Below are 24,534 nucleotides of genomic sequence, written 5' to 3' on the forward strand. Positions count from 1 at the left end.
GAGTGCCTTTTTTTTATGATACGGTTTGCTGATATAGTTTTTCAAACTTTTGAATGTCTCCAGCACCCATAAATACTAATACAGCTTCATTATGGTCTTTTAACGATTCAATTGTTTCTTCATTAATTAATTCAGCTCCGCTGATTTTGCTTCGTAAATCTTCAATTGATAACTTACCTTGATGCTCACGAGCTGATCCAAAAATATCACATAGATATACTTTATCAGCGTGCTGTAAGCTTGCTGCAAAGTCCTCTAAGAACGTTTGTGTACGCGTAAAAGTATGCGGTTGGAAAACAGCCACAACTTCACGGTTTGGATACTTTTGACGAGCAGCTGAAATCGTTGCATTAATTTCCGTTGGATGGTGTGCATAATCATCAATTAGCACTTGTTTGCCAACGTTCTTTTCACTGAAACGACGTTTTACACCTTGATATGTTTTAAAACGCTCTTGCAGCACAGCAACGTCAATTTCTTCATAATGACAAAGTGCAATAACAGAAAGTGCATTTAAGATGTTATGGTCGCCATACCCTGGAATTTCAAATGATGCGTGGAATGTATTACGAACGAACACATCAAATGTTGTGCCTGTTGTGCTTTTTACGATATTACGTGCTTGGAAATCATTTTCTTCGCCTAATCCATAATAAAGAACAGGTACCTTCGCCTGAATTTGCTGCAGATGTTCATCATCACCACAGGCAATAATTCCTTTTTTGACTTGAAGTGCCATCTCTTGGAACGCGCTGAATACATCGTCGATATTGGCAAAATAATCAGGGTGATCAAAATCAATATTCGTCATAATTGCATAGTCTGGCGTATAAGATAAGAAGTGGCGGCGATACTCACATGCCTCAAACGCAAAATACTTGCTGTCTTTTACACCTTTACCCGTACCGTCTCCAATTAAATATGAAGTAGGTTCAGCTCCTTGAATCACATGCGCTAACATACCCGTTGTGGATGTTTTTCCGTGTGCTCCTGTTACGGCTACACTCGTATACTGTTTCATAAAGTCACCTAAGAAACGGTGATAGCGTACAAGCTTGACTCCTTCTTTTGAAGCTGCTTCTGCAATTTCCTCATGCGTATCAGGAAAAGCATTTCCTGCAATTACAGTCATGCCGTCTTTAATATTATTTTTATCAAATGGTAAAACAGGAATTCCCTGCTGTTCTAGTGCTTTTTGCGTAAAAATTTCTTTTTCAATATCCGATCCTTGAACTTGAAAGCCCATATCGTTTAGGATTTGCGCAAGCGCACTCATTCCTGTTCCTTTAATACCTACAAAATGGTAAACTGTCATATAAAGAACCTCCAACATTCGTCTATCTGTAAGACAGTATATGACGGTTATCTAGAATTGCTCTTACAAACGTATATAAATGTCGTTTGATTGCTGATTTCACGATAACATCCGTACATTATATCACTTCTTATAACATAACTCCATGACTCCATTTCTACTCTCTTCCCTTGCGAAACGGCCTTTTATTTTGGCTTCATCACATAGTATATAGCCTGCTGTTTTAAAAATGAGCGCCATGTCATTGCATTTTTTTTGTCATTATATTGCGTTACTAACTGTTCAATGCGTTGTTTATGTCCTAAAAAGAAAGAGTCAATTAACACGTCATATCCGATTGATTTTATTTTTCGAATCCAAATTACTTGTTGTTCCTCTAAATTTGCAAATCTTCCTCTTACATCTTTGATGATAACCTGCTCATTTGTCAATGGGGTATATCCTTTTAAGAAAAACGAATTAGGTACTTTAGACACAATAATTGGCTCTAGTACACTCGTCAAAAAAAAGGCTCCTTGAATCAAAAACGACTCTGTTTTCTGCTTCGCCTGATCAGCTAAAAAAAGCTGCAGCAGGGTTTTCCCCTGAATGGTTACATATTCAAATGCAAACCACTGAAAAAATAATTGTTCATAGGAATCAGACAGAGGCGCCTCATGAGGTAAGTTTACTAACTCTTTAAATAAATGTGAAGCCCGCACTTTTTCTCGTATATTCGTATAGCGGTTCACAAAAAAGAAATATTGATTGTAAAAGTCGCAAATAGCATTATCAGACTGAAGCTGCTTTTGTTCACGAATTTCATTAAAGTTAATCAGTTCATGATTTTCTTCTCTCATTACTCTTCACTCGTACTCTAATTATTTTAGTTTGTCCTCTTTATACGCCTTCAGCTCATATGTTTCTGCTGGTGAGAAATGATAGCAAACTATCACATGCTAAAAAAGCAACACACACATTATCCTTACATATAGTAAATCATTTTACTAGTTCTGACAAACCTTTTCCTTTTTTTCTTCATGGATTTCTTCCAAAATCTCTACTCAAATTCTGTATAAACGAACTTAAAGCAGAAAAAAAAGAGGCGACGGATACAGTGACAGAGCGTTAACTCACACAATGCTGTATCCTGCTGATCTTGCATAGCCTCTTTTTTAACCTACATGTAGAAAAACAGCTTAAAATGTAGAAGTGGCTGTTTGACTTTCCATTTCCTGAAGCTCGTTTTCGGTAATGAGCACATCTCTCGGCTTGCTTCCTCTTGCTTCTGAAATAATTCCTTGCTGCTCCATCATATCAATTAGGCGTGCAGCGCGATTGTACCCCATTCTGAAGCGTCTTTGCAGACTGGAAGTAGATGCACCGCCTTGGTCTAGCACAAACTCGCATGCTTCATAGAAAAGCTCATCTTCTTCATTTGAAGCAAAGCTTTGCTGCTTTTTCAACAAATCTTCTTGATCAAATAGGTATGTTGGCTTCATTTGTTTTTTGACATGATCTACAACGCGGTCAATTTCTTCATCTGAAACAAAGTTCCCTTGAATGCGAACGCTTTTAGAAGAGCCGTTTTCAAGAAGCAGCATATCACCTTTACCTAGTAGCTTCTCTGCTCCCCCTGTGTCGATAATTGTACGTGAATCAACTTGCGAAGAAACAGAAAATGCAATACGCGTTGGCACATTCGCTTTAATTAAGCCCGTAATCACATCTACGGAAGGACGCTGCGTTGCAAGCAATAAGTGAATGCCACATGCTCTTGCCTTTTGTGCAATACGGCAAATAGCTTCCTCTACTTCCCCAGGAGATACCATCATTAAGTCGGCAAGTTCATCAATAATAATAACTAGATATGGGAGCTCCCCGCTTTTTTCATTATGTTCTTTTACACGTTCGTTGTATTTTGTAATATCACGTACGCCCGCATGTGCAAACAATTCATAACGGCGCTCCATTTCCTCTACTGCCCATTTTAAAGCTGTAGTAGCTGCTTTAGCATCCGTGATAACCGGGCTGACTAAATGCGGAATACCGTTGTAAGGAGCTAGCTCAACCATTTTAGGGTCAATTAACATAAGCTTGACTTCGTGCGGCGCAGCTTTATAAAGCAAGCTGACGATAATAGTATTAATACACACGCTTTTACCAGACCCTGTCGCTCCGGCAATCAAACCATGAGGCATTTTATTCAAGTCAGTCACAACCGGCGTTCCTGAAATATCTAACCCTAACGCCACCGTTAAAGGAGAGTTATCTTTTCTAAAAGAAGGATGCCTCAAAATTTCACGAATTAACACCGGCTTACTTTGACGATTTGGCACTTCAATTCCAATCGTATTTTTCCCTGGAATTGGCGCTTCAATTCGGATATCACGCGCGGCTAGGCTCAGTTTAATATCATCTGTTAAATTCGTAATTTTGTTCACTTTCACACCGGGTTCAGGATGTACTTCAAATCTGGTCACGGTAGGACCTTGCGTGACGTTTACGACCTTAGCTCGAACGTTAAAGTTTTTTAATGTCATATCCAAAAGCTCACGCTGCTCATCCGCCCATTGATTATCTTCTTCAATAGTAGCTGGAGGAATGTTAAGCAAGTTCATTCCAGGAAATGCATAAGGAGAAGAAGCCTTTACATTTACAGGTTCTTCAGCTTTTAACGAAGCCTGCGGAACTGCTTCTTTGGTTTTTTCACCGTGAACTTCTTCTTGCCTACTTACTTCCGTTTTTTTTTGCAGAGCTTCTGTCTCCTGCCTTTGGTATGAACCTTGAGACGGCTGACTTTTTTCTCGAGGGCTGTTATTCATCTTTGTGCGGTCTTTTTTCAGCATCATCACGTTAAAAGGTACTAATCGCTTACCGCGAACTCGTTCAGCATTTCCTGGCTGTTCTGCAGGTACAAGAGGTTCTACAGTTGACTCTTGCTGTACTTGTTCTTGTAACTCTTGACTTTCCTGCATACTGCTCTCTTCCTCTTTTATCACCGAATTTTCAAGTTCTTGGTGAACAACAGCCGATGCCGCTTCTGGTTGCCATTCATCAGCTGCGGGTTGCGATGAATTTAAACTTTCAGAATTCAGCTCATGTTCTGCTTCCATATGAACACTGTTTGCTGGCTCTTCTAGAATGACGTCACTTTCTTTCTCAGCAGCTGGAGCTTCTTCTTTCTTTCTAGGCTTTAGTACTTCTACTTCTTCTGCTGCTTCTGCTGCTTGTAAAAACCCTGCGCTTCCGTCCATCAACGTTTCTACTTCTTCAGTCTCATTTCCTATCTCTTGTTGGAGAGAAACTGATGGTTCAGACGGACGCGTTTCCTCTGAAATTGGAACTTCTTCGGGCGCTGTCATACCTTTCGCTAAATCCCAGTCAAGAGTGCTCTCTTGTCCGACTAACGGTTCGACCGCGTGTGATTCTTCAAAAGTTGGCACCTCTTCTTGTTCTTTTACGGCTACTGAAGAACTTGGCTTTTCTTCAGGAAATGATAGCTTCTCTTTTTGATTTTCCTCATATTGCTTCCACTGAGCAAAACGCTGAGAAGACAGTTGCATCATTTCTTCTGTTTCTTGAATCGGTGCTTCTTCGGCCATAGGCTTAGAAACTGGTTTTCTTAACGGCTCTACAACAGCTGTATTCATCGCTCGTCGGTAAATTTCATCTTCAAACGCTGCTTTTGATAACTGTGTACTCGGAAGCTCATATTCTACTACTTCCTCACTTCCGTTTTGTCCAACATTAGAAGGCCGCTTATTAAACCCATAGACAGGTGAAGGAATTTCAGTCGGACGAAACGGACGTTTTCTTACTTGCGGAACCGCTTCTTTCTTTTCAGATACCGTTTTTAACGGCTGAGATACTGACTTAGGCTGTGTTAGCGCCGACTTGCGAACAGGCTCTTGATAAAACGGAGCCGGTGCCTTTTTTGTTACAAGCCTTGGTTCATTTTTAGGCGGTGCTGCCTTTTTTGCTTCTCCCGTATCATCAATTAAAGGAAAACGAAACGTTCCTTTTGGATATTGATAAGCTACTTTTGTATGAACATCTTGCTGTTCTTCACTGTAACTCCGCTTTTGCGTTCTGGCTGAGTGTGGAACAGAAGGTTTTGGCGCTGCTTTCATCACTGGCTTTTGATGAACTGACTGCATTTGTTTAGGCTTAGGAGCCTTCTTTTTAGGAATTGTTTTTTCTCTATTTAAAGGGTATTCTTCCGTTGTATTTCCATGTTCGTCTACAACAATTTCTTTCACTTCGTATCCTAGTAAATAATCCATTACTTTTCGTACAAAACCCATTTTTATCACTCTTTCTATCAGACTATCTTACTTCGTGTAGCCTCTTATACCGCAGTGCTGCGATATCTACAAAAAGCTATCCATGCATCCTTTATTTACCTTTGGCCTCAAAGTATTCTCTGAGATGGATATATATACTATCTTTTCATTTATCATTCTATCACGTATGCTTGAACTCTTACTATAAAATCTACTATTTTGCTTCCCTTATTTATACAGTAAAATTCCTCTTTGCAAAAATATTTTTTTGCGTCTAGTTAGCACTCATAATTAAACGCGAAAAAAGCCACTAGTATATACTAGTGGCTTTTAATTTTATCAAACCTTTTTAAGAATTGACAATTGCTTTTCAGCAACTGTAACGCTTTGAAATATACGTGTAAAAAAACATCATGCTTTTGCCCTATAAATCAGTATCGCACTCTGCTTTTATGCTTGAAAAGGCTGACCTACTTCATATTTGTCTTCAAGTACTAGAATTCCTTTTTCTTGAGGAGCGTTCGGAAGCGCCAGCTCTTTAGCAGAGCAAATCATACCTGAAGAAGGCACACCGCGCAGCTCTGCATCTTTAATGATCATACCACTTGGCATAACCGCTCCTACTTTTGCTACCACGACTTTTTGACCTGCGTCTACATTTGGTGCTCCACACACAATTTGAAGTGTTTCTGTGCCAACATCTACTTTACAGATGTTCAGCTTATCTGCATTCGGATGCTTTTCTTTTTCTTGAACGTATCCCACTACAAATTTAGGAGATAAATCCACTTCAAGTTTACCTTCAAAACCGCTTTCGCTAAGTACACGATTTACTTCTTCGACCATTTCTTCTGTTAATTCAAGAGAACCATTTCCCTCTACTTTTAACTTAGAAGAAGCATGAAAAATGTTATAGCCAGCTGTTGTATTTGATTTTTGATCAAAGATACGCACAACGTCGCCTTTTGTTTCAAACGTGCGATTTTCAATTGCGATATCTTCTAGCTTGACGATTAACGTATCGCCGATACCTTCTTTATTATAAAAAAGATTCATAATTAGTCCCGTCCTTTACTGCGATTTTTCCCTAGAATAAAAATAGGTTCTAGCTCACCGTTTTCGTATAAAAATGAAAGAGCTGTGATGGGTACACGTCCACTTGCAAAAAAGCTCATGGTCATTTGCGCAAGAATATCATAACCCGTTTCGTTTTGGATATCAGCTAGAATCAGCACATCTTGATGAGGTACTGCTACAGCCATTGTGCCCGAAACACTAGAAGCAAAATCTTGCAAAAATGCCTCGTTAAGAATTCGGCTTGCATCGTATCCATCGTTCTGATTTACAAAATAAAAGTCATTGCCTGCTACCGTATCTTTTTTATGTGAAATCGGCAAAGAGCGAAGATTAAATTTAGCCATTTCCCGCACTGCGGATAGATCTAAATTTTCCTTACGAATTAGTTTCTCATCTAATAGACGATATGTATTGCCTAAATCAAGCGCATAATAAATGCGTGTTTCAGCTGTATGTTCATCATAAATCAACGGCACGTCTTCATTCGATTTATCTGGAAAAGACGTTGAGCGAATAACTGGATAAATGCGCTTTTCTTTTCCCGTTACCTGCTGTTCATCGTTCATAACACGAAGAGCTTCTTTTATATAATATACCATTTCATCTAGAGCCGCTTCCTTTTTTTCTTCCCATTTTGCAATTAGCCCAGGTAAAGAAATGGTTACACCTTTTTTCGTTTCCTGATGTTCAACGCGCAGCGTATCTTTTTCACGATCAAATAAAAATGACCAATCCGCACCCGTTAATCGCTCTTCTAGTAGTTTTCTCATCTTTTGACTATTCATTTTCGCCATATTTACGCCTCCTTTTCTCATTTTTATGTATGAAGACTGATAGCTGTAGATCGCTATCAGTCTTCACTTGATTTATGCATTTAAGCCGTTAATAAACTCTTCAATTTCTTCTTTTGTTTTACGGTCTTTGCTGACAAAACGCCCTGTTTCTTCTCCGTTGCTGTAACCAACAAAGCTTGGTATTCCAAAGATGCTTAATTCTGCACAAAGATCGATAAAGTCGTCGCGGTCGACATAGTGAAATGTATACTCGCTATGATTCGCCTCAATTTCTGGAAGTACGGGCTCGATTACTCGGCAATCTGGGCACCAGTCTGCTGAAAACATCATGATATGTTTTCCTTCTTTAATGATTTCTTTGTATTGTTCAATTGTTTGCATTTTTTCCATTTTTCTTTCCTCCACTTTTTCTTTTACTTTCGTATTTAAACGGCTAAAGCCCTATACATTATTTAATCCTTCTACATCAAAACATAGTATATGAGTTGTTGCAACTATCATACACTGATGCTTTTCTATTATAAAGGGTTACAAAGAAATTTCCTATTGAACAGCTTGATCCGTCCTAAAATCAAGCTGTCCTTTTAGCATTAAAACAACCTGATAAAACATAGCGGTCCGATCTAAATTCCCATTGGTGAAAATACCGATTGCTCCTTCTTTTTTTCGAATATTCTTTTGGTTTGTATACACTTCCATAGCTTCGGCTAATTCTTTTTTATCATGACGAAGCATACCGGCTACCGCTTCAGGAAGCCGAATACGAGCCCCTCCACCTAAAATCGGTTCAACAAGGTCCTTAGAGGTAACAAGACTTCCCCAATTGCAAAGGAATAAGCCATGAGGCGTTTCCTGCACCCCTCCTTCAAGCCCAATACCAATATCAGCACCTGTCTCTTTCACAGCAGCACGCGCGCGATTAACCGCTCCTTGGATGGTTTCTTCGTCAGAAAAAGGCTGTGGCGACACCCCGGACTGCACGGCTACCTCTACATATGTAAAAGTATCTCCAAATACTTTTTTTACTGCATTTACTTTTGTTGGATTTTTCGTTCCGATTGCAATTTTCATTTTTTTCTCCTGTCATTATGAAACAAAGCAACCGCAAAAGCAGCTGCTTTGTTCTTTTTTATCCGTTTTGCTTAATCGTATCGAGCGTTGTTTGGTCTGTAGAACGTACAAGTTTGACTAGTAATTCTTTTGCAGCTGCATAGTCATCTACATGAATCATAGAAGCATGAGTATGAATATAACGTGAACATACGCCGATGACCGCAGAAGGAACTCCATTATTAGAAGTATGAACGCGCCCTGCATCCGTACCTCCTGGAGAAACAAAGTATTGATAAGGGATGCTGTTTGTCTCAGCTGTATCTAAAATAAATTCTCTCATTCCTCTATGTGTGACCATCGTACGGTCAAAGATACGAAGTAATACGCCTTTTCCTAATTGTCCAAACGCATTTTTGTCGCCTGATGTATCGTTAGCTGGACTAGCATCTAGTGCATAAAACAAATCCGGTTTAATCATATTCGCAGCTGATTGAGCACCGCGAAGCCCTACTTCTTCTTGCACAGTAGCTCCAGAATATAAGATATTTGGCAATTTTTCATTTTTTACTTCTTTTAATAATTCAATCGCAAGTCCGCACCCATAGCGGTTATCCCATGCTTTCGCCAGTATTTTCTTTTCATTTGCCATTGGCGTAAACGGACAAATCGGTACAATTTGATCGCCAGGACGAATGCCCATTTCTGCTACTTCCTGCTTACTATCTGCGCCCACATCAATCATCATATTTTTAATGGCCATTGGCTTGTTGCGCTGTGATTCGTCTAATAAATGAGGAGGGATAGAAGCAATTACGCCGGTGATAGAACCTTTTTTTGTAACAACATGGACGCGCTGAGCTAGCAGTACTTGACTCCACCATCCTCCTAGAGTTTGAAAACGAAGCATTCCTTTATCTGTTACAGACGTCACCATAAATCCTACTTCGTCCATATGTCCCGCTACCATTACTTTAGGACCTTTTTCCTCATTATAGCGAACGCCGAATAAACTTCCTAACCCATCTTGAATGACTTCATCTACAAGGGGTTCAATTTGCGAGCGCATAAATGAACGTACTTGATGTTCGTTTCCAGCGGCACCTGGTAACTCCGTTAATGTTTTAAATAGAGATAGCGTTTCATTGTTCATATATACTCTCCTTTATGTATCATTTTCTTTATTGTATCGAAAACCGGAAATAGTTGCTAGTTCCGTCCTTCTCTTCTACAACTCAACTTAACAAAGCATTCGACAATTTGATATAATGATGAAAACATATCCTTAAAAAGCAGGTGAATAACGTGAAATGGACTCAACTAATAGCAGGAGCTGCAGTCGGATTTGCAAGCGCTTATATTCTTCAAAAAAGAAAGTCGTCAATTTCCTCATCGGAAGCCCTTACGATTGTTAAAAGCGCTTTTAAACAAAATGGGGCAATCGATGGCTCATGGATTGAAACAACGACTAAAGTCATTCAAAAACATGGTCTCTCTTTTTATGGTTATACAGGTGGAATTATCAGAACACGTGATGCAAAACAGGAACATTACGAGTTTTTCATTGATAAAAAAAGCGGTTCTATTATTGAATTGACGCTGAATGCACCCGTTTAATTTCGTCAACTATTTCTCCTTTGTTATCCCATTTTACAGCTCGATAAAAAGCATCATGATAAAAACTTAGCCAAGCTTGATTCTCATAGGCATAAGCTAGCCACTGCTGCTTTTGTTCAATCGAAGTCATTGGATAATCATCATATGCCATTACCCATAAGACATTTTGATGTGCATGTGTTGGCAAAAGATCGCCCATGTGCACTAAGATGTCATTGTTTCCTTTTAATACAACTACAGCATGACCATCGCTGTGACCGCCGGTATGATGAACCGTTACTCCAGGCACAATTTCATCTTTATCGCTAAATGTTATTACTTGATACTGAATAAATTCCCAATTTTGTTTCCAATACGTATTTTTAGAACGTATATTAGGATTTCTCATTTCATTCCACTCGATTTCACTAACAAAGATTTTTGCATTTGGAAAAACAGAGGAAAAATGTCCGTTGGTACACTTTGTTAAGCCTGACACATGATCAAAGTGAAGATGCGTCATAATGACATGAGTAATATCTTCGCACGTAAACCCTAACTTTTGTAAATCTTCAGCAATAAATGATTCTTCTGTTACACCAAAATGACGCTTTTTTTTCTCATCCAACATACCATTCCCTATACCTGCATCAATTAACATGAGGTGTTTTTCAGTTTGAACGAGCAAAGGATCAGTCCTCATTGGAATTCGATTTCCTTCTGAGATAGGATATTTTTTTGTCCAAAGCTCTTTTGGAACAACACCAAACATTGCTCCTCCGTCTAAATGATTATTCCCTCCACGAAGCCATGTCACTTTTAACTCGCCTATTGTTAACGTTTCCATTTTGCACCTCCATTATATTCCTTTTTATTTTATCACTATCTCCTTCTCTTTTTGAACAAAAAAAGACTGAGGAACTCAGTCTTTTTCGTTCAGGTATTTTACTTCACAGCGGTAAATACGGCTGCCTTTTTGTGAAAATTTCTCTTCATATTCCGTCATAACATTGCCTTCAAAATCGCTTTTATGCAAATCTAAGCTAATGTATTTGAGAAGAAGCCCATATTCTGAAAAGGTTGTCAATGAATATTCAAATAGCCCTTGATTATCTGTTTTAAAGTGAATTTCTCCACCATCAACCAGCAGGTTTTCATACATGCTTAAGAACGTTTTGTATGTCAAACGGCGTTTGGCATGTCTCTTTTTTGGCCATGGATCAGAGAAATTGAGATAAACGCGATCCACGTCATTTTTTGCAAAAAACTCACTAAGCTGGTTAGCATCTACATTCAACAGCTTTAAATTTGGAAGCTCTTCTTCAATCAATCGTTCTAGAGCACTTAAGATGACACTTTCATACATTTCAATTCCAATATAGTTGATATGCGGATTTTGTTTAGCCATCCCTACTAAAAATTGGCCTTTTCCTGTTCCTACTTCAATATGGAGAGGATTTTCGCTTCCAAAAACCTCTTTCCAGTTCCCTTTATACTCTGCTGGGTTTGGAACCACGTATTGGGGATTTTCAGCAATTTTATCTTTTGCCCAAGGTTTGTTTCGTAATCTCATGTTGCACCTCTTTAATGTATTTTGACGCATTGAAAATGTCGGTTATTCGAAACAACCGACATTCTCATGCATAATTGTGTTTAGATAGAAAAAAATAAGAGCATCATACGAGAAAGGATGATGCTTAATGCCTTTAAATGCCGAACACCAAATGAATATATTAAAAGATATTTTATCTAATCATCAAAGTGATTGCTGCGGAACGGTTGCGGAATGTGAACAGGTTGAACGTTTAATTCAATCAATGTTAGCAAAAGGATACGCTAGCACAGACGTACAAGCAACACTACAAAACGTGTATAAATACACGCAAGATGCAAAAAGTGCTGCTCATTTAGACGAACATATTCAAACCAATCAACAAAATTTATCACAATGGGTCCAAGAACTATCTACCTTGTCATAATCTTTGCTACTGTGCTTGAATGTCGTTGACGAGCAAAATCCGGAGATATTCAAGCCAGTAATTCATTTCAGAATGTTCATTTTTCGAACGATGCCATTCAATGAATAAAATGGTTTGACTTATCACATACCACTTCATTCTCTTTTTCAAGTTCTCGGTTAGTTCAACCCCATAATGCTCAAGCCATTCTTCCCACTGAGATGGATTGATGTACCAATAAAGCAATAAACCTAAATCAATAGCAGGATCTGCAATCATCGCTCCGTCCCAGTCGATTAAATATAGCTGCGTATTCTCTCCAAGCATCCAGTTATTGTGGTTCACATCACAATGACACACAACATATTTATCTGTCTGAACGGACAGAAGCTCTGCTTGTAAATAACTGATTCCCTGCTCTACAATACTTTCTTTTTGAAGTCGCTCGTCCACATTCTCTACAATATCGGCTAGCACGTCTTCGGGAAGAAGCGGTGTTTTCCCCAACCTTTTCAACATATCTAATAACTCGTTTGAATGATGAATTTTACTAAGCAATTCTGTCACTCGACTCGAATTCATATCTTTTGGTTTTAATTCTCGACCATCTAGCCAGTGCTGAGCTGTGATCACATCTCCATTTTCCATTCGTCTTGTCCACACGAGCTTCGGTACAATTCCTTCAGCTGACAATACTGCTAAAAAAGGTGATGAATTACGCTTTAAAAAAAGCTTTCGGTCTTGAAATTTTGCAAAATAAGCTTCTCCTGTCGCTCCGCCAGCAGGAGTAATTTCCCATTCGCTTCCTAATATATCTTCCAACCAATTCACCTTCAATTTCAACACACACATTTCGTTTAAAAATTTCACTCAATAAAGCAATCTATTAAGACATCATGACGTTATTTTCTTAGTAAATAAAAAAGACGGCTATTGAGGATATGTATCAATAGCCATCCTTTATAAATATTATCTCCATCATACTTTTTTCGTCAAGTGGTTGAAGACAATAATTACGTTTGAAATAAAATAAGAACGCTAAGCTTTGAAACGTTTATAGCATTATCCTCTATAGTAGGATACCCATTTTTATATACTTTACAATGATCAAGTGCTATTTTCCATGGTCCTTCTGGCAAAACTACTTTTTCTTCCATTAGGCCTTGATTAAAAAACACAATAATATTCTTCCACGGACCGTAAGCCAATACGTTTGATAAGCAATAGCCAATAACGGATTGCGGCGTATTTAGGAAAGAGATATGCTGCCTAATCGCTGAAGCATCTCCCAAGCGAAATGCACCGTGCTGTTTGCGAATACGAATCAGCTCTTGAACCCAATTCACGTCAGGAGAAAATTTGATCCGTCGATTCCAATCAAGTGCATTAATATCATCGGGTGAATTATAGCTGTTCTCTACGCCTTGTTTAGTGCGGTAAAACTCTTGACCACTATGAAGAAACGGTATGCCTTGCGAAAGAAGTACAATAGCAGTAGCAAGTCGGTGACGACTTCTACGTGTATCTTCGTCTTCTTCTCCATTTGAATTCGTTAACTTATCCCACAGCGTATGATTATCATGTGATTCAACGTAATTAACTGATTGTGCTGGATTTATAAATAAAGCCCGGCTGTCTTCTTTATCCAGAATGCTCCCCGCTATCACAGATTGCACGGTCTCTTTTTGATGAATACTTCCGCTGATAAAACCTTTTTCATATACATCAAACGTGCTTCCTTTTACAGAATCTCGAAAGCGATCATTAAAATAGCCGATTTGAGGCGTTTGGCGGGCATTCGCCATAATTGCTTTTTGATTATAGGGAATAGGAGTATTTAAATCCCAGCCTTCGCCAAACACCAAAATAGTAGAATCAATTTCATTTATTTTTTCCCGAATAATGTTCATCGTTTCTATATCTAAAATCCCCATGAGGTCAAAGCGAAGCCCATCAACGTCGTACTCTTTTATCCAAAACAATACTGAATCGATAATAAACTTTTGCGCCATTTTCCGTTCAGAAGCAAAATCATTTCCTACTCCCGTCCCGTTCGAAGGCATCCCAAACTCATCATGTCGAAAATAATAGCCCGGAACAATTTTTTCAAAAGGTGATTCCTCTCGTACAAATACGTGATTATAAACTACATCTATAATAACACGGAATCCCTGTTGATGAAGTGTTGATATTAATTGTTTCACTTCAGCAATACGAGTGGCAGGATTTGAAGGGTCAGCGGAGTAGCCTCCTTCTGGTACATTAAACAACAATGGATTATACCCCCAATTATAAGAAGCATGAGGGTTTAATTCATCTACTCCGCCAAAGTCGTTAATAGGAAGAAATTCAAGGTGGGTCACTCCTAGCTCTTTTAAATAATGAAGACCTGTTGTTTTGCCTGGCTGCCCGCTTGATTCAGTAACAGCTAGGTACGTGCCTTTTTTTTCTATCCCGCTTGAAGGGTGAATAGAAAAGTCGCGAACGTGCATTTCGTAAATAACGGCATCCGTTGGCTGAAGGAAAGGTGGCTTTTCATGGGGATGAACATAAACTGTATGAAGATTTATCAGAACTCCGTATTCACTATTTGCTGTAGCTGCAACGGCATAAGGATCCACGGCTTCATTTGTCCGGCCGTTTACATCTATTAAAAATCGATAATAATACCCTTCTTTATCTAAGGGAAGTTTCTTTTCCCATACGCCTTTTCTTTGACGAGCCATGACGTACAGTTCTTCTTTGCCGCTGTTTGCATGTATTAATTTTAAAATCACTGCTGATGCAGTCGGGGCCCAAATTTTTATCATAATATGATCTGAATAAAAGGCTGCACCCAAATCATTTTGATTATAATAAAATCTCTCATCAAACTCTTTGGTTCGTATAACAGCCCCTACCTGCAGCGGAACTTTCTCTCCGTAATTATCACAGATAACGTACGACTGTCCAATTTCTATGCTACCTTCGACCTTGCCTTCATATTTGATAAATCCTTCTAATTCATGTACGTTTTCAATAGAGATGGTCTCATGCATTTGTGTACTTTTAATCACAAAAAAATCAATTTGACCTTCATGATAAGAAGTTGGAACTAAAAGAGTAATACGATCTATTTGATCTAAATAAGCTTGAAACTTATTATCACCAGTCATCCTTTTCTCCTCCTTATGCCAATTACCTCTTTAGTAGCATTATATGTAGTAAACGCAAAAACGAAAGCACTTTCATAGCTTGAATGTTCGTATTATTCACCTGCTTCGAATTCCCGGTCAAAATAAATACTCTGGCTGTGTTCGAGCAATACTTGAGCTGCTTTCATCTGCTTAAACTTTAAAGGTGCTTTAGATTTCCTAAGTTCATAAAACCACTCTTCGTACTTTCTAGCATCTACAAATTCAACCTGATAAGGCTCAGCAGCGTAATCAATATATCCATTTCTGCTCAGTAATATTTTCTTTACGTTATGTTCAATATCGTGAGTACGATAGATGCTTCGGACAATTTGCTCCGTTCGATTTAACCCAATTAAAGGATTTAATATCTTTTTTTGATCTCTTCCTCTTAACTCTGTCCAAAAATTTTCTTTTGAATACTGAAAAACAGCGCTTTTATATGTTTCTATTAAACAAATACAGAGGGTTTCCGTTGGAGTAACAATAACGATATCTCCTTCTACCGGAGCTTTATTAATCATGAAAACAGGCTTGTACATCACGAGACACGTATCAGGAAAGCGCTGAATAAAATAACGGAGAGCTTCATCATGGTAATATTTACGATCTGCTTGTGAGAACTCAAATAAAGTGGATGTAGCCCATTTCATTTGAAGATCAAATACATTTTCTAAAAACAATATTTTCAAGTCTTCCGCTGTTTGTGGAAGAGTTGTAAACCTCAATAGCTCTTGATTTTCCACGCTATCGCTAGAGAACGCTTCTTCCACTTCACACGTTTCTTTTTTTCTTGTAAACCGCTCTTTTGCCTTTTGCAAAAATGAACGTTGAGCTTTTATTTCTTCTTGTACAGGCGGCTCATGTAATAGCCCTTCTTCAAATAATTGCTTTGCTTTCTTCCAATTATGCTTTTTTAAGTGATTAAACTGAGACGTGTAGTGATAAACGTCTTTTTCATAACGGGAAATATAATCTTGCACCTTAAGTAGCTGCGCCACGTTTACATCAATCCCCTAATTAAAATTCCTCTAAAACTTTGTTCGCCGATGATTTCTCTATTATCATCGGCGTTTTCTTTCCTTTGATAAGAGCGATTTTTAAATAACCTCTCTCCATGCTTTTATGTTCATATGCTACTGTGACTGCAAGGAAAAAGATAGTATTTTTTTATATTTAGGTTTGCTAGCAGGATGAACTTCAAAAAGGGCAAACGAACTTACTTGAAACTGTTCTTCAATCGACGTTTGCTTTAACTGTTCTTCCAAAAGTCCGGCTTCCCCTCCCCACTTCTTTGCAATCGTAATATGAGGACGATAAGGACGTTTTTCGTACAGGCCGCTTAGATCTTCCCATACGGCCTGTATATCCCTTTGCAGATTCATAAGCTTATCATTTGGCCTAAGGCTTACATAAAGCACTCTGGGCTTCTTATACGCACCGAACACATCGTACTGACCTGTCTGCAGCGAAAAACTTGAATGACGGGAGGCTACTTCTTTTAAGCGCGTAATCAGCTTTTCCTTTTTGTCATCTAAAAACCCTAAAAATTGTAGCGTTATATGATAATCGTCAGAGTATGTCCATTGTTTGAAAGGAAAAGGTATTAATTCCTTTGCCCAATTTTCTGCCTGATGTGCAATGGATACAGGCACGTTGATTCCAATAAAATAATGTTTATCGCCTTTCATCAAATCTCTCCTTTTCTTTTTATTATCTTTCCCCAATTGGTTATGTTCAAAAAGAGCTAGATCTATTTTAAAGGTTTTTTCGGATGAAATAGAGAGGTTTTTCTGAAAATTTGTCATGTGCTTAAAAAATAAGAATTTGTGTTATCATAGAAACAATACAGAGAATTTTTATAAGAAAAGGATGAGAAGAATGAAAGTTGTTAATAGTATGGCTGATTTGATTGGCGAGACACCTCTTGTTAAGTTGAATCGTCTTCAACCTGCAGATGGAGCATCCGTTTACTTAAAACTAGAGTTTTTTAATCCAAGCCGTAGTGTGAAAGACCGTGCTGCTTTTAATATGATCTTGGAAGCTGAAAAAGCAGGCTTGCTCAATGAAAATTCTACTATTATTGAACCAACGAGCGGAAATACAGGTATTGGCTTAGCAATGAATGCAGCGGCAAGAGGTTATCGTTCTATTTTAGTTATGCCAGATACCATGACTCAAGAACGAATTAACTTGTTAAAAGCATATGGTGCTGAAGTTGTTCTAACACCGGGCGATGAGAAAATGCCAGGAGCAATTCGCAAGGCAGAAGAGCTTACAAAAGAAATTCCAAATGCATTTATGCCCATGCAGTTTGAAAATAATGCAAACCCTGACGCTCATCGAAAAACGACTGCTAAAGAAATTATCGAGGCAATGAACGAGTTAGGCAAAGACCTATCTGCTTTTGTTGCTACTGCTGGAACAGGCGGAACGATTACAGGAACTGGTGAAGTACTAAGAGAAAACTATCCAAATATGACCGTTCATGTTGTGGAACCAGCCGGGTCTCCTGTATTATCTGGAGGAAGACCTGGGAAGCACAAGCTTGTAGGAACAAGCCCTGGATTTATTCCTGATACGCTTAATGTAGATGTTTACGACGAAATTTTAAAAATTAAAGATGAACAAGCCTACGATATTACGCGACGCTTGGCTTCTGAAGAAGGAATTTTAGTCGGTCCTTCATCTGGCGCTGCGTGCTATGCTGCTATCGAGGTAGCCAAAAAATTATCTCCTGATCAAGTGGTCGTATGTATTGCTTGCGATACAGGTGAACGTTATTTATCAAGTGACCTGTTCTCATTTGAATAATAAAAAAGCGAACGCAAAGGCGTTCGCTTTTTTTATTTAGCTAATTCGTAAATAGCCTGTGCATAAATAGCTGTTGCACGAAGTAAATCTTCAATTACCATGTACTCGTCTTTTTCGTGCGCTACTTCTTCACGGCCTGGGAAAAGAGGTCCAAATGCCACACCCGCTTCCAATGCTCTGGCATACGTTCCTCCTCCAATTGAAATAAGTGTAGGTTCTTCATTTGTTTGTTCTTGGTAAACCTTTTGAAGCGTTTGAATAAGCTCATGTTTTTGATCGACATGATGTGGTTTAGAATCTGTAAAATGTTTGATGGTCATTTGATAAGATTCACTTTTTTCTTTAATCGTATCAATAATGTCGTCAATATGAGCTGATACAGGATAGCGAATGTTTAAACCAAAGTGCCCCGCTTCTTCTTGATAGTAAGACATGATTCCAACATTTATCGTTAAATCACCCGTGACCTCATCTTTGCGATTTAAGCCCATTTTTTCTCCTAGTGCATCTTGGACTAAATACGCATTTGCATAACCTACAAACTGATTAGCTTGTTCATCAAGTTCTAATGTGTGTAAAAAGCGAAGAAGCATAAGTCCAGCATTTTTCCCTTTATCTGGCACACTGCCATGTGCTGAAACGCCTTCTAAAGTAAGTGTGTATACACCGCTCTTTTCTGTTATTGAACCTTTTAAAGACTGATCCTTTAAAAATTGATCATATTTATTTTTAATATCCGTTTCACTATGGAATTCAAGAACAGCTGTTGCAAGATCAGGAACCATATTGTAGCGTCGCCCAGAGACAAATGATGTAAGCTGAACGCTTCCCTTTGTTCCTTCAATTGGCTGCTGGCGAATTTCTACGTCTGTAATGCCTTTTTCAGCAAAAATGATAGGAAAATCGGCATCGGGCGCAAACCCCATAGTTGGCATCTCTTCATGATTGAAGTAGTGGTCCACACATCTCCAGTCACTTTCTTCATCCGTTCCAATGATCATTCGAACCCGTTTAGATAGAGGAAGCCCTAAATCTTTCACAATTTTCATTGCATAATAAGCAGCCATCGTCGGGCCTTTGTCATCGATTGCTCCTCTAGCAAAAATTTTCCCGTCTTTTATTTCACCGCCGTATGGATCAACCGACCACCCGTCTCCTTCAGGAACAACGTCTACGTGACAAAGAATGCCAAGAAGGTCTTTCCCTTCTCCTGCTTCAATATGACCTGCATATCCGTCTACGTTCTTGACAGAAAACCCGTCATTTTTTCCTTTATTTAAAAGAAAGTCAAGCGCTTGAGCAATTCCAGGTCCAAATGGCTCTTCTTGTTTTTCTGTGCTTGTCAAAACACTTTTAATTTGTAAAAAACGCTGCGTATCAGCTAGAATTTCAGCTTCTCTTTTTTGAACTTCCTCTTTCCAATTAATTGCCGTCATCTGTTTGTCTCCTTTTCCTGCTTTTACAGATTGTATCTATCGTTACTATTGGTAAATTTAACTTTATCATACCTTTATATAGAAAGAAATAATTGTCTCTTTCCTTTCATATCAAAGGTTTACAGAGTCAAAATTCCGGGAAATAAATTGTAGGCACAATCGATAAAAACGGATTCTATTTGTTTATTGTTTACATATACTATAAAAAATGTGCAAATAGAGGAAGGAGATGTTACGAAAGGATTACATATTTATATCATTTTTTGTAAATATTGTGTTAATTTGCGTTTTCTCTTTTATTTTTCTGTCGATTTTGTGTACAATAAGGATAAGGACTGAAATAGTGCTTGACATCTCAGAGTTATAAAGAAGTTGTGCCTTACGAAAAACGAATAAGGAAGTGGTTTTTTGAAACCTTCAACTAATCGAATGCTAACTCGTATCAAATCGGTCTATATGTTCATTTGTAAAAATGGAACAGTTACAACGCAAGAGCTTGTAGACGAATTTGGTATTACACCAAGAACCATTCAGCGTGACTTGAATGTGTTAGCATATAATGATTTAGTTCGCAGCCCAAGTCGCGGTACATGGACGACTACGCAAAAGAAGGTCAAGATGTCATCCTAGTAAGTTTATTTCAAGGGTAGTAAGTGATTTATATATAGAGATAAAATTCTACGCAGTAGAAAGTCAAGACTTGGACGAGTGCATAGTCCCCCGCTCCATTTGCACGTCAAGCAGAGTTGGTACTCGTTTAAGTGCTTTAACGTGAAATGTTTCACTTGTCTAACAAAGTGGACAAAAAAAGGAACCATTTTAGACTTAGGTTCCTTTTTCTTTCGCCTCTTCTTAGGCATTTGATTTTTGCAATAAAGCTAGTTCTTCTTCCGTTAACTCCCTATACTCTCCTAAATCTAATGACTCGTCTAACAGCAAAGCTCCCATAGATAAACGTTTTAAATACGTTACTTTTTTTCCTCTTGCTTCAAACATACGCTTCACTTGATGAAATTTTCCTTCAACGATCGTTAATTCAATTTCTGATTCCACACCGCTTGTTAGTATCTTTAACTCTGCTGATTTTGTTACATATCCATCATCAAGAGTGACACCTTGTCTAAATGCTTCAGCATCTTCTTCAGTCACCGGTGCATTAATTTTTGCAAAATATGTTTTAGGAACGTGTTTTTTAGGAGATAGCAGCTGATGTGCAAGCTGACCGTCATTCGTCAGCAGCAAGAGCCCTTCTGTATCTTTATCTAAACGCCCTACCGGAAATGGGTCATACACAGCATCGTCAAGTTCAAGTAAGTCCAAAACTGTTTCATGAAGAGAATCTTCTGTTGCTGATATGACGCCTTGAGGCTTATGAAGCATAAAGTAAACAAATTCTCGGTAAGAAACGGCTTCGCCATGCACAGTGATTTCTTGTTCATCTGGATTAACGTGGACCTTAGCATCTTTAACTGCTGAACCGTCTACCTTAACAGCTCCAGTCTTTAAAAGACCTTTAACTTCTTTTCGGCTTCCGTACCCAATGGTAGAAAGCAATTTATCCAAACGCATGTAATATCCTCCTCTTTTTTGAAAAGAAGATGACTCTAACGAGTCATCTTCTTACTTAGGCACTGCGCTGTTTATTTCGGCGCAGTATCTTTCTTTCAATTGCACCAGTTACCCTCGCTCCCATTACTTTTTCAAGCAGGCTTGAACGATAGGTAATAATAAAGTAAATAAGGCCGCCTACTGCTGCTCCTATAATTGTAATAACAGTGGCAGAGAATCGTCCTGGCGTTGTAAACAGACCAATCACTGCTGCGACAATTTTTACGCTGATTCCCATAATCGCAACAAAAATGAGAATAAGCACAGAGCGTTTTATAAACTCACTGTAGTTATATTTTGCGTGTTTTTGAATAAGCGCAAACATATAAACAAGAGATACGATATAGCCTAGTGCAGTCGCTAAAACTGAACCAATCTCGTGGAACATAAGAATAAATGGAACGTTCACGACAATTTTCACAATCAATCCAAATAATAGACTTAAAACAGCATATTTTTGTTTGTTGATTCCTTGTAAAATAGCTCCATTCACCGTAAAAAATGAGAACAATAAAGCTACCGGTGCATAGTAAAGCAAGACATTTCCACCCGCATCCGATGCATCTGTTCCAAAGAAAAACGTATAGGCTGGGCCAGCTAAAGCCATTAATCCTACAGATGCTGGCAGCACAAGAAACATAATCGTTTGATATGTTTGGTCAATTTGCTTTTGCAGTACGTTATAATCTTTATTCACAAAGGAACGTGTAATCGTTGGTACAAGAGTCAAACCGAACGCAGTAGCTAATGAAACGGGAATCATCACAAGCTTTGGAACATAAGACTGAACAATTCCGTTCATTGACTCTGCTATTTCTTTTTGTCCAGCCGCTACCATTGCACGGTTAAATGTGAATTGGTCCACATATTGATAAAGCGGAATAGCCAAGCTGACAAAGACATATGGCAATGAATACGTAAGCAGCTCTTTAAAAATGGATACGGTAGAAATACGCGTAGGCGTTACCGTCTGCTCGTTCACCATTTTATCAAGATAAGGCTTTCGTTTTTTCCAGTACCAAATTAATACAGCCAGTCCAGCAAGAGCTCCTACAAAAGCCCCCATCGTAGCAAATCCAACGGCTAATGCAAGACTTCCATGGACAACTTTGATGACGATATAGGTAGATGCCAATAAAAAGACAACCCGCACAAGCTGTTCAACTACTTGTGAAACAGCTGTTGGTCCCATAGACTGGTGACCTTGGAAAAATCCTCGCATTAAACTCATCATCGGTACTACAATTAACGCAACACTAACCATTCGCATAACCATTACTACATCTTCTAAGGAGTTATTTAAATCAGAACCTCCCAGTGTAATTCTAGACATAACAGGAGCTAACGAATATAAAAGTAAAAATGCAAGTATTCCTGTGACAAACATTAATTTCATGCCGGCCCGATACATTCTTCTACTCGTATAGTAATCACCGAGTGCATTATATTTTGATACAAATTTCGATACGGCCATTGGCATACCGGCTGTAGCAATACTTAAATAAATAGCATATTGGTTATATCCGTAACCAAACAGTGCTCCCCCTACGGTTCCAACAAGGATCGCAAATGGAAATAAATAAATCATTCCCAAGATTCGGGATACATAAGTGCCAAGCGTTAGCACAAAGGTCCCTCTTAACAATTTTGAATCAGACATACGTTTGCCTCCGATACTTAATGTTACATACTGATAATAATGATAGAATTGAAAAGAAGCAAGTGACAGTATACACTAAGAAAGGTCTTATACTCACTCGCACTCGTCAACAAACTAAAAAAACAAAGACTATAGCCCATTTTATCCAATGTTGAGAGATTTGTCAGTGAACAAACTAAATTTTTTTAAGAATAGACAGGTTGGTGAAAGTATGATATATGATGTAGTCGTAATCGGAGGAGGACCTTCTGGTTTGATGGCATCGATTGCAGCTGGTGAGTCAGGTGCAAACGTATTATTAATTGATAAAGGCAATAAACTTGGACGAAAGCTTGCCATTTCTGGAGGCGGACGCTGTAATGTGACAAACCGTCTTCCCATTGATGAACTTATTAAACACATTCCAGGAAACGGACGCTTTTTATACAGTGCGTTTTCTGTTTTTAATAACGAAGATATCATCTCTTATTTTGAAGGCCTTGGAATTAAATTAAAAGAAGAAGATCACGGCCGTATGTTTCCGGTCAGCAATAAAGCGCAATCTGTTGTTGACGCATTAATTAGCGAACTTCACCGTCTTCGTGTGACAATTCGCACAAACACAGCCGTTAAACGCGTACACTATGAGAACAACACCGTGAAAGAAGTTGTGCTTCAAAACGGGGAAGCAATCCAAACAAAAAGCGTTGTGATTGCAGTAGGTGGAAAATCAGTACCTCATACAGGTTCCACAGGAGACGGTTATCAATGGGCAAAAGATGCGGGGCATAAAATTACTGAACTTTACCCAACAGAAGTTCCTATTACATCTAGCGAACACTTTATTAAAACCAAAACGCTTCAAGGTCTATCGCTTCGCAATGTAGGACTAAGCGTGCTTAATAAAAAAGGCAAGCCTGTCATTACTCATCAAATGGATATGATTTTCACTCACTTTGGCATCTCTGGCCCTGCCGCTCTTCGCTGCAGCCAATATGTTGTTAAAGAGTTAAAGAAACAAAAAAGCAATACTGTTCAAATGTCTCTTGATTTATTTCCTAGCCAAAATGACGAAGATATTTTCCAAAAATTAGTCAAAACAACAAAAGAAGAGCCGAAAAAAGCAATTAAAAATGTCTTAAAAGGTTTTGTATCTGAACGCTATCTATTGTTTTTACTCGAGCAAGCAAGCATTGATAGCCAAGCGCTAGCAGGACAGCTTCAGCATGAGAAACTGAGAGAATTTGCAAGACTGTGCAAACGATTTGAATTTGCTGTAAACGGCACGCTTTCTTTAGAAAAAGCATTCGTCACAGGAGGCGGCGTATCTGTTAAAGAAATTCACCCAAAAGAAATGTCTTCGAAATTTATGCAAGGCCTTTACTTCTGCGGGGAAATTCTTGATATCCATGGATACACTGGAGGATATAATATCACTTCTGCTCTTGTAACAGGCCGTTTGGCTGGAAGTAATGCAGGAGAATTTGCAACAAGCCTAGCATAATATGCTAGGCTTTATACATAACCATGGCTGAAAAACAGTACACCTGCTCATCACGATCAACATCCACTGTCACTTGGTATTTAATATCAACGACGTCTTCATCCTCTAATTTCCGTAAAAATCGGTTCACCGCAAATTCTAAATCTTTTTCGTGCTCTTTATCAAACATTTTCACTTGTATCACAGCTTCTACCACCTTGTCCTATCAAATTTGTTTCAATCAGAATGGACTGTTTCTCTTGATGATGGTTTTTGTACGGATTTTCAATCTCTTACTACCTCTATTTTTATGAGAGCTTTTATAG

The 24,534-nt window shown here is 38.5% G+C and carries 23 protein-coding genes; 5 read left to right on the plus strand and 18 right to left on the minus strand.

Annotated features, from left to right (window positions below; all coding sequences use genetic code 11):
- Window positions 1–13: 13 nt before the first annotated feature.
- From murC to OK414_RS25245, 8 genes are all read right to left on the minus strand, one after another.
- Window positions 14–1,315 carry a UDP-N-acetylmuramate--L-alanine ligase gene (gene murC / locus OK414_RS25210; RefSeq protein ID WP_013059499.1) on the minus strand — a complete coding sequence of 434 codons (1,302 nt, stop codon included), beginning with the start codon at window positions 1,313–1,315 and terminating at the stop codon, window positions 14–16.
- Between the two features lie 185 nt (window positions 1,316–1,500).
- Window positions 1,501–2,154, minus strand: coding sequence for a hypothetical protein (locus OK414_RS25215; RefSeq protein ID WP_034648632.1), 654 nt, complete (start codon window positions 2,152–2,154; stop codon window positions 1,501–1,503).
- Window positions 2,155–2,493: 339 nt separating this feature from the next.
- Complete coding sequence (locus tag OK414_RS25220) at window positions 2,494–5,601, minus strand: DNA translocase FtsK (protein ID WP_095378908.1); 3,108 nt, start codon at window positions 5,599–5,601, stop codon at window positions 2,494–2,496.
- A 429-nt stretch (window positions 5,602–6,030) separates the two neighbouring features.
- A complete protein-coding gene (ytpR, locus tag OK414_RS25225; protein WP_013085234.1) occupies window positions 6,031–6,636 on the minus strand; it encodes a YtpR family tRNA-binding protein in 606 nt (201 codons plus the stop codon).
- A gap of 2 nt (window positions 6,637–6,638) precedes the next feature.
- Entirely contained in the window at window positions 6,639–7,451 is an 813-nt protein-coding gene (locus tag OK414_RS25230; RefSeq protein WP_014457994.1) for a DUF1444 domain-containing protein, read from the minus strand.
- 72 nt (window positions 7,452–7,523) lie between these two features.
- Window positions 7,524–7,841, minus strand: a complete 318-nt coding sequence (locus OK414_RS25235) for a thioredoxin family protein (RefSeq protein ID WP_013059504.1) — start codon at window positions 7,839–7,841, stop codon at window positions 7,524–7,526.
- Between the two features lie 153 nt (window positions 7,842–7,994).
- Window positions 7,995–8,522, minus strand: a complete 528-nt coding sequence (locus OK414_RS25240; RefSeq protein WP_263045135.1) for a DUF84 family protein — start codon at window positions 8,520–8,522, stop codon at window positions 7,995–7,997.
- Window positions 8,523–8,580: 58 nt separating this feature from the next.
- Window positions 8,581–9,654 (minus strand): M42 family metallopeptidase, encoded by a 1,074-nt coding sequence (locus OK414_RS25245; protein WP_016765750.1) that lies wholly within the window; start codon window positions 9,652–9,654, stop codon window positions 8,581–8,583.
- 152 nt (window positions 9,655–9,806) lie between these two features.
- On the opposite strand from OK414_RS25245, the gene OK414_RS25250 reads away from it, so the two are divergent.
- A complete protein-coding gene (locus tag OK414_RS25250; protein ID WP_025750689.1) occupies window positions 9,807–10,118 on the plus strand; it encodes a PepSY domain-containing protein in 312 nt (103 codons plus the stop codon).
- Here OK414_RS25250 and OK414_RS25255 read toward each other — a convergent pair.
- On the minus strand, window positions 10,087–10,944 hold the full coding sequence (locus OK414_RS25255) for a YtnP family quorum-quenching lactonase (protein ID WP_263045136.1): 858 nt from the start codon (window positions 10,942–10,944) through the stop codon (window positions 10,087–10,089). The two genes, OK414_RS25250 and OK414_RS25255, sit on opposite strands and share 32 nt — an antisense overlap.
- Before the next feature lie 75 nt (window positions 10,945–11,019).
- A complete protein-coding gene (gene trmB / locus OK414_RS25260) occupies window positions 11,020–11,670 on the minus strand; it encodes a tRNA (guanosine(46)-N7)-methyltransferase TrmB (protein ID WP_263045137.1) in 651 nt (216 codons plus the stop codon).
- A gap of 127 nt (window positions 11,671–11,797) precedes the next feature.
- On the opposite strand from trmB, the gene OK414_RS25265 reads away from it, so the two are divergent.
- A complete protein-coding gene (locus OK414_RS25265) occupies window positions 11,798–12,076 on the plus strand; it encodes a YtzH-like family protein (protein ID WP_013059510.1) in 279 nt (92 codons plus the stop codon).
- Between the two features lie 6 nt (window positions 12,077–12,082).
- Here OK414_RS25265 and OK414_RS25270 read toward each other — a convergent pair whose 3' ends face one another.
- The 4 genes from OK414_RS25270 to thpR form a co-directional block, all read right to left on the minus strand.
- Window positions 12,083–12,877, minus strand: coding sequence for a phosphotransferase family protein (locus tag OK414_RS25270; protein ID WP_013085241.1), 795 nt, complete (start codon window positions 12,875–12,877; stop codon window positions 12,083–12,085).
- Between the two features lie 191 nt (window positions 12,878–13,068).
- Complete coding sequence (gene pulA / locus OK414_RS25275) at window positions 13,069–15,210, minus strand: type I pullulanase (RefSeq protein WP_095378911.1); 2,142 nt, start codon at window positions 15,208–15,210, stop codon at window positions 13,069–13,071.
- Window positions 15,211–15,302: 92 nt separating this feature from the next.
- The gene (locus tag OK414_RS25280; RefSeq protein ID WP_013085243.1) at window positions 15,303–16,229 is read right to left on the minus strand and encodes a hypothetical protein; all 927 of its coding nucleotides are present in this window, start codon (window positions 16,227–16,229) and stop codon (window positions 15,303–15,305) included.
- A 135-nt stretch (window positions 16,230–16,364) separates the two neighbouring features.
- Window positions 16,365–16,919: an RNA 2',3'-cyclic phosphodiesterase gene (gene thpR / locus OK414_RS25285; protein WP_095378912.1), complete on the minus strand. Its 555-nt coding sequence runs from the start codon at window positions 16,917–16,919 to the stop codon at window positions 16,365–16,367.
- A 190-nt stretch (window positions 16,920–17,109) separates the two neighbouring features.
- Here thpR and cysK point away from each other — a divergent pair, with 190 nt between their 5' ends.
- Window positions 17,110–18,042, plus strand: coding sequence for a cysteine synthase A (gene cysK / locus OK414_RS25290; RefSeq protein WP_263045138.1), 933 nt, complete (start codon window positions 17,110–17,112; stop codon window positions 18,040–18,042).
- Window positions 18,043–18,074: 32 nt separating this feature from the next.
- Here cysK and pepV read toward each other — a convergent pair whose 3' ends face one another.
- On the minus strand, window positions 18,075–19,478 hold the full coding sequence (gene pepV / locus OK414_RS25295) for a dipeptidase PepV (RefSeq protein WP_263045139.1): 1,404 nt from the start codon (window positions 19,476–19,478) through the stop codon (window positions 18,075–18,077).
- 408 nt (window positions 19,479–19,886) lie between these two features.
- Here pepV and OK414_RS25300 point away from each other — a divergent pair, with 408 nt between their 5' ends.
- Window positions 19,887–20,108 (plus strand): DeoR family transcriptional regulator, encoded by a 222-nt coding sequence (locus tag OK414_RS25300; RefSeq protein ID WP_013059517.1) that lies wholly within the window; start codon window positions 19,887–19,889, stop codon window positions 20,106–20,108.
- Between the two features lie 222 nt (window positions 20,109–20,330).
- On the opposite strand, the gene OK414_RS25305 is transcribed toward OK414_RS25300, so the two are convergent.
- On the minus strand, window positions 20,331–21,047 hold the full coding sequence (locus OK414_RS25305) for a pseudouridine synthase (protein WP_013085247.1): 717 nt from the start codon (window positions 21,045–21,047) through the stop codon (window positions 20,331–20,333).
- A 55-nt stretch (window positions 21,048–21,102) separates the two neighbouring features.
- On the minus strand, window positions 21,103–22,746 hold the full coding sequence (locus OK414_RS25310) for a polysaccharide biosynthesis protein (RefSeq protein ID WP_263045140.1): 1,644 nt from the start codon (window positions 22,744–22,746) through the stop codon (window positions 21,103–21,105).
- Window positions 22,747–22,957: 211 nt separating this feature from the next.
- Here OK414_RS25310 and OK414_RS25315 point away from each other — a divergent pair, with 211 nt between their 5' ends.
- Window positions 22,958–24,229: an NAD(P)/FAD-dependent oxidoreductase gene (locus OK414_RS25315; protein ID WP_013085249.1), complete on the plus strand. Its 1,272-nt coding sequence runs from the start codon at window positions 22,958–22,960 to the stop codon at window positions 24,227–24,229.
- A gap of 4 nt (window positions 24,230–24,233) precedes the next feature.
- Here OK414_RS25315 and OK414_RS25320 read toward each other — a convergent pair whose 3' ends face one another.
- Window positions 24,234–24,413, minus strand: coding sequence for a sporulation protein Cse60 (locus OK414_RS25320; RefSeq protein ID WP_013059521.1), 180 nt, complete (start codon window positions 24,411–24,413; stop codon window positions 24,234–24,236).
- Between the last annotated feature and the right edge of the window lie 121 nt (window positions 24,414–24,534).

It is taken from the genome of Priestia sp. JV24 (assembly GCF_025910025.1).
GTDB lineage: Bacteria > Bacillota > Bacilli > Bacillales > Bacillaceae_H > Priestia > Priestia megaterium.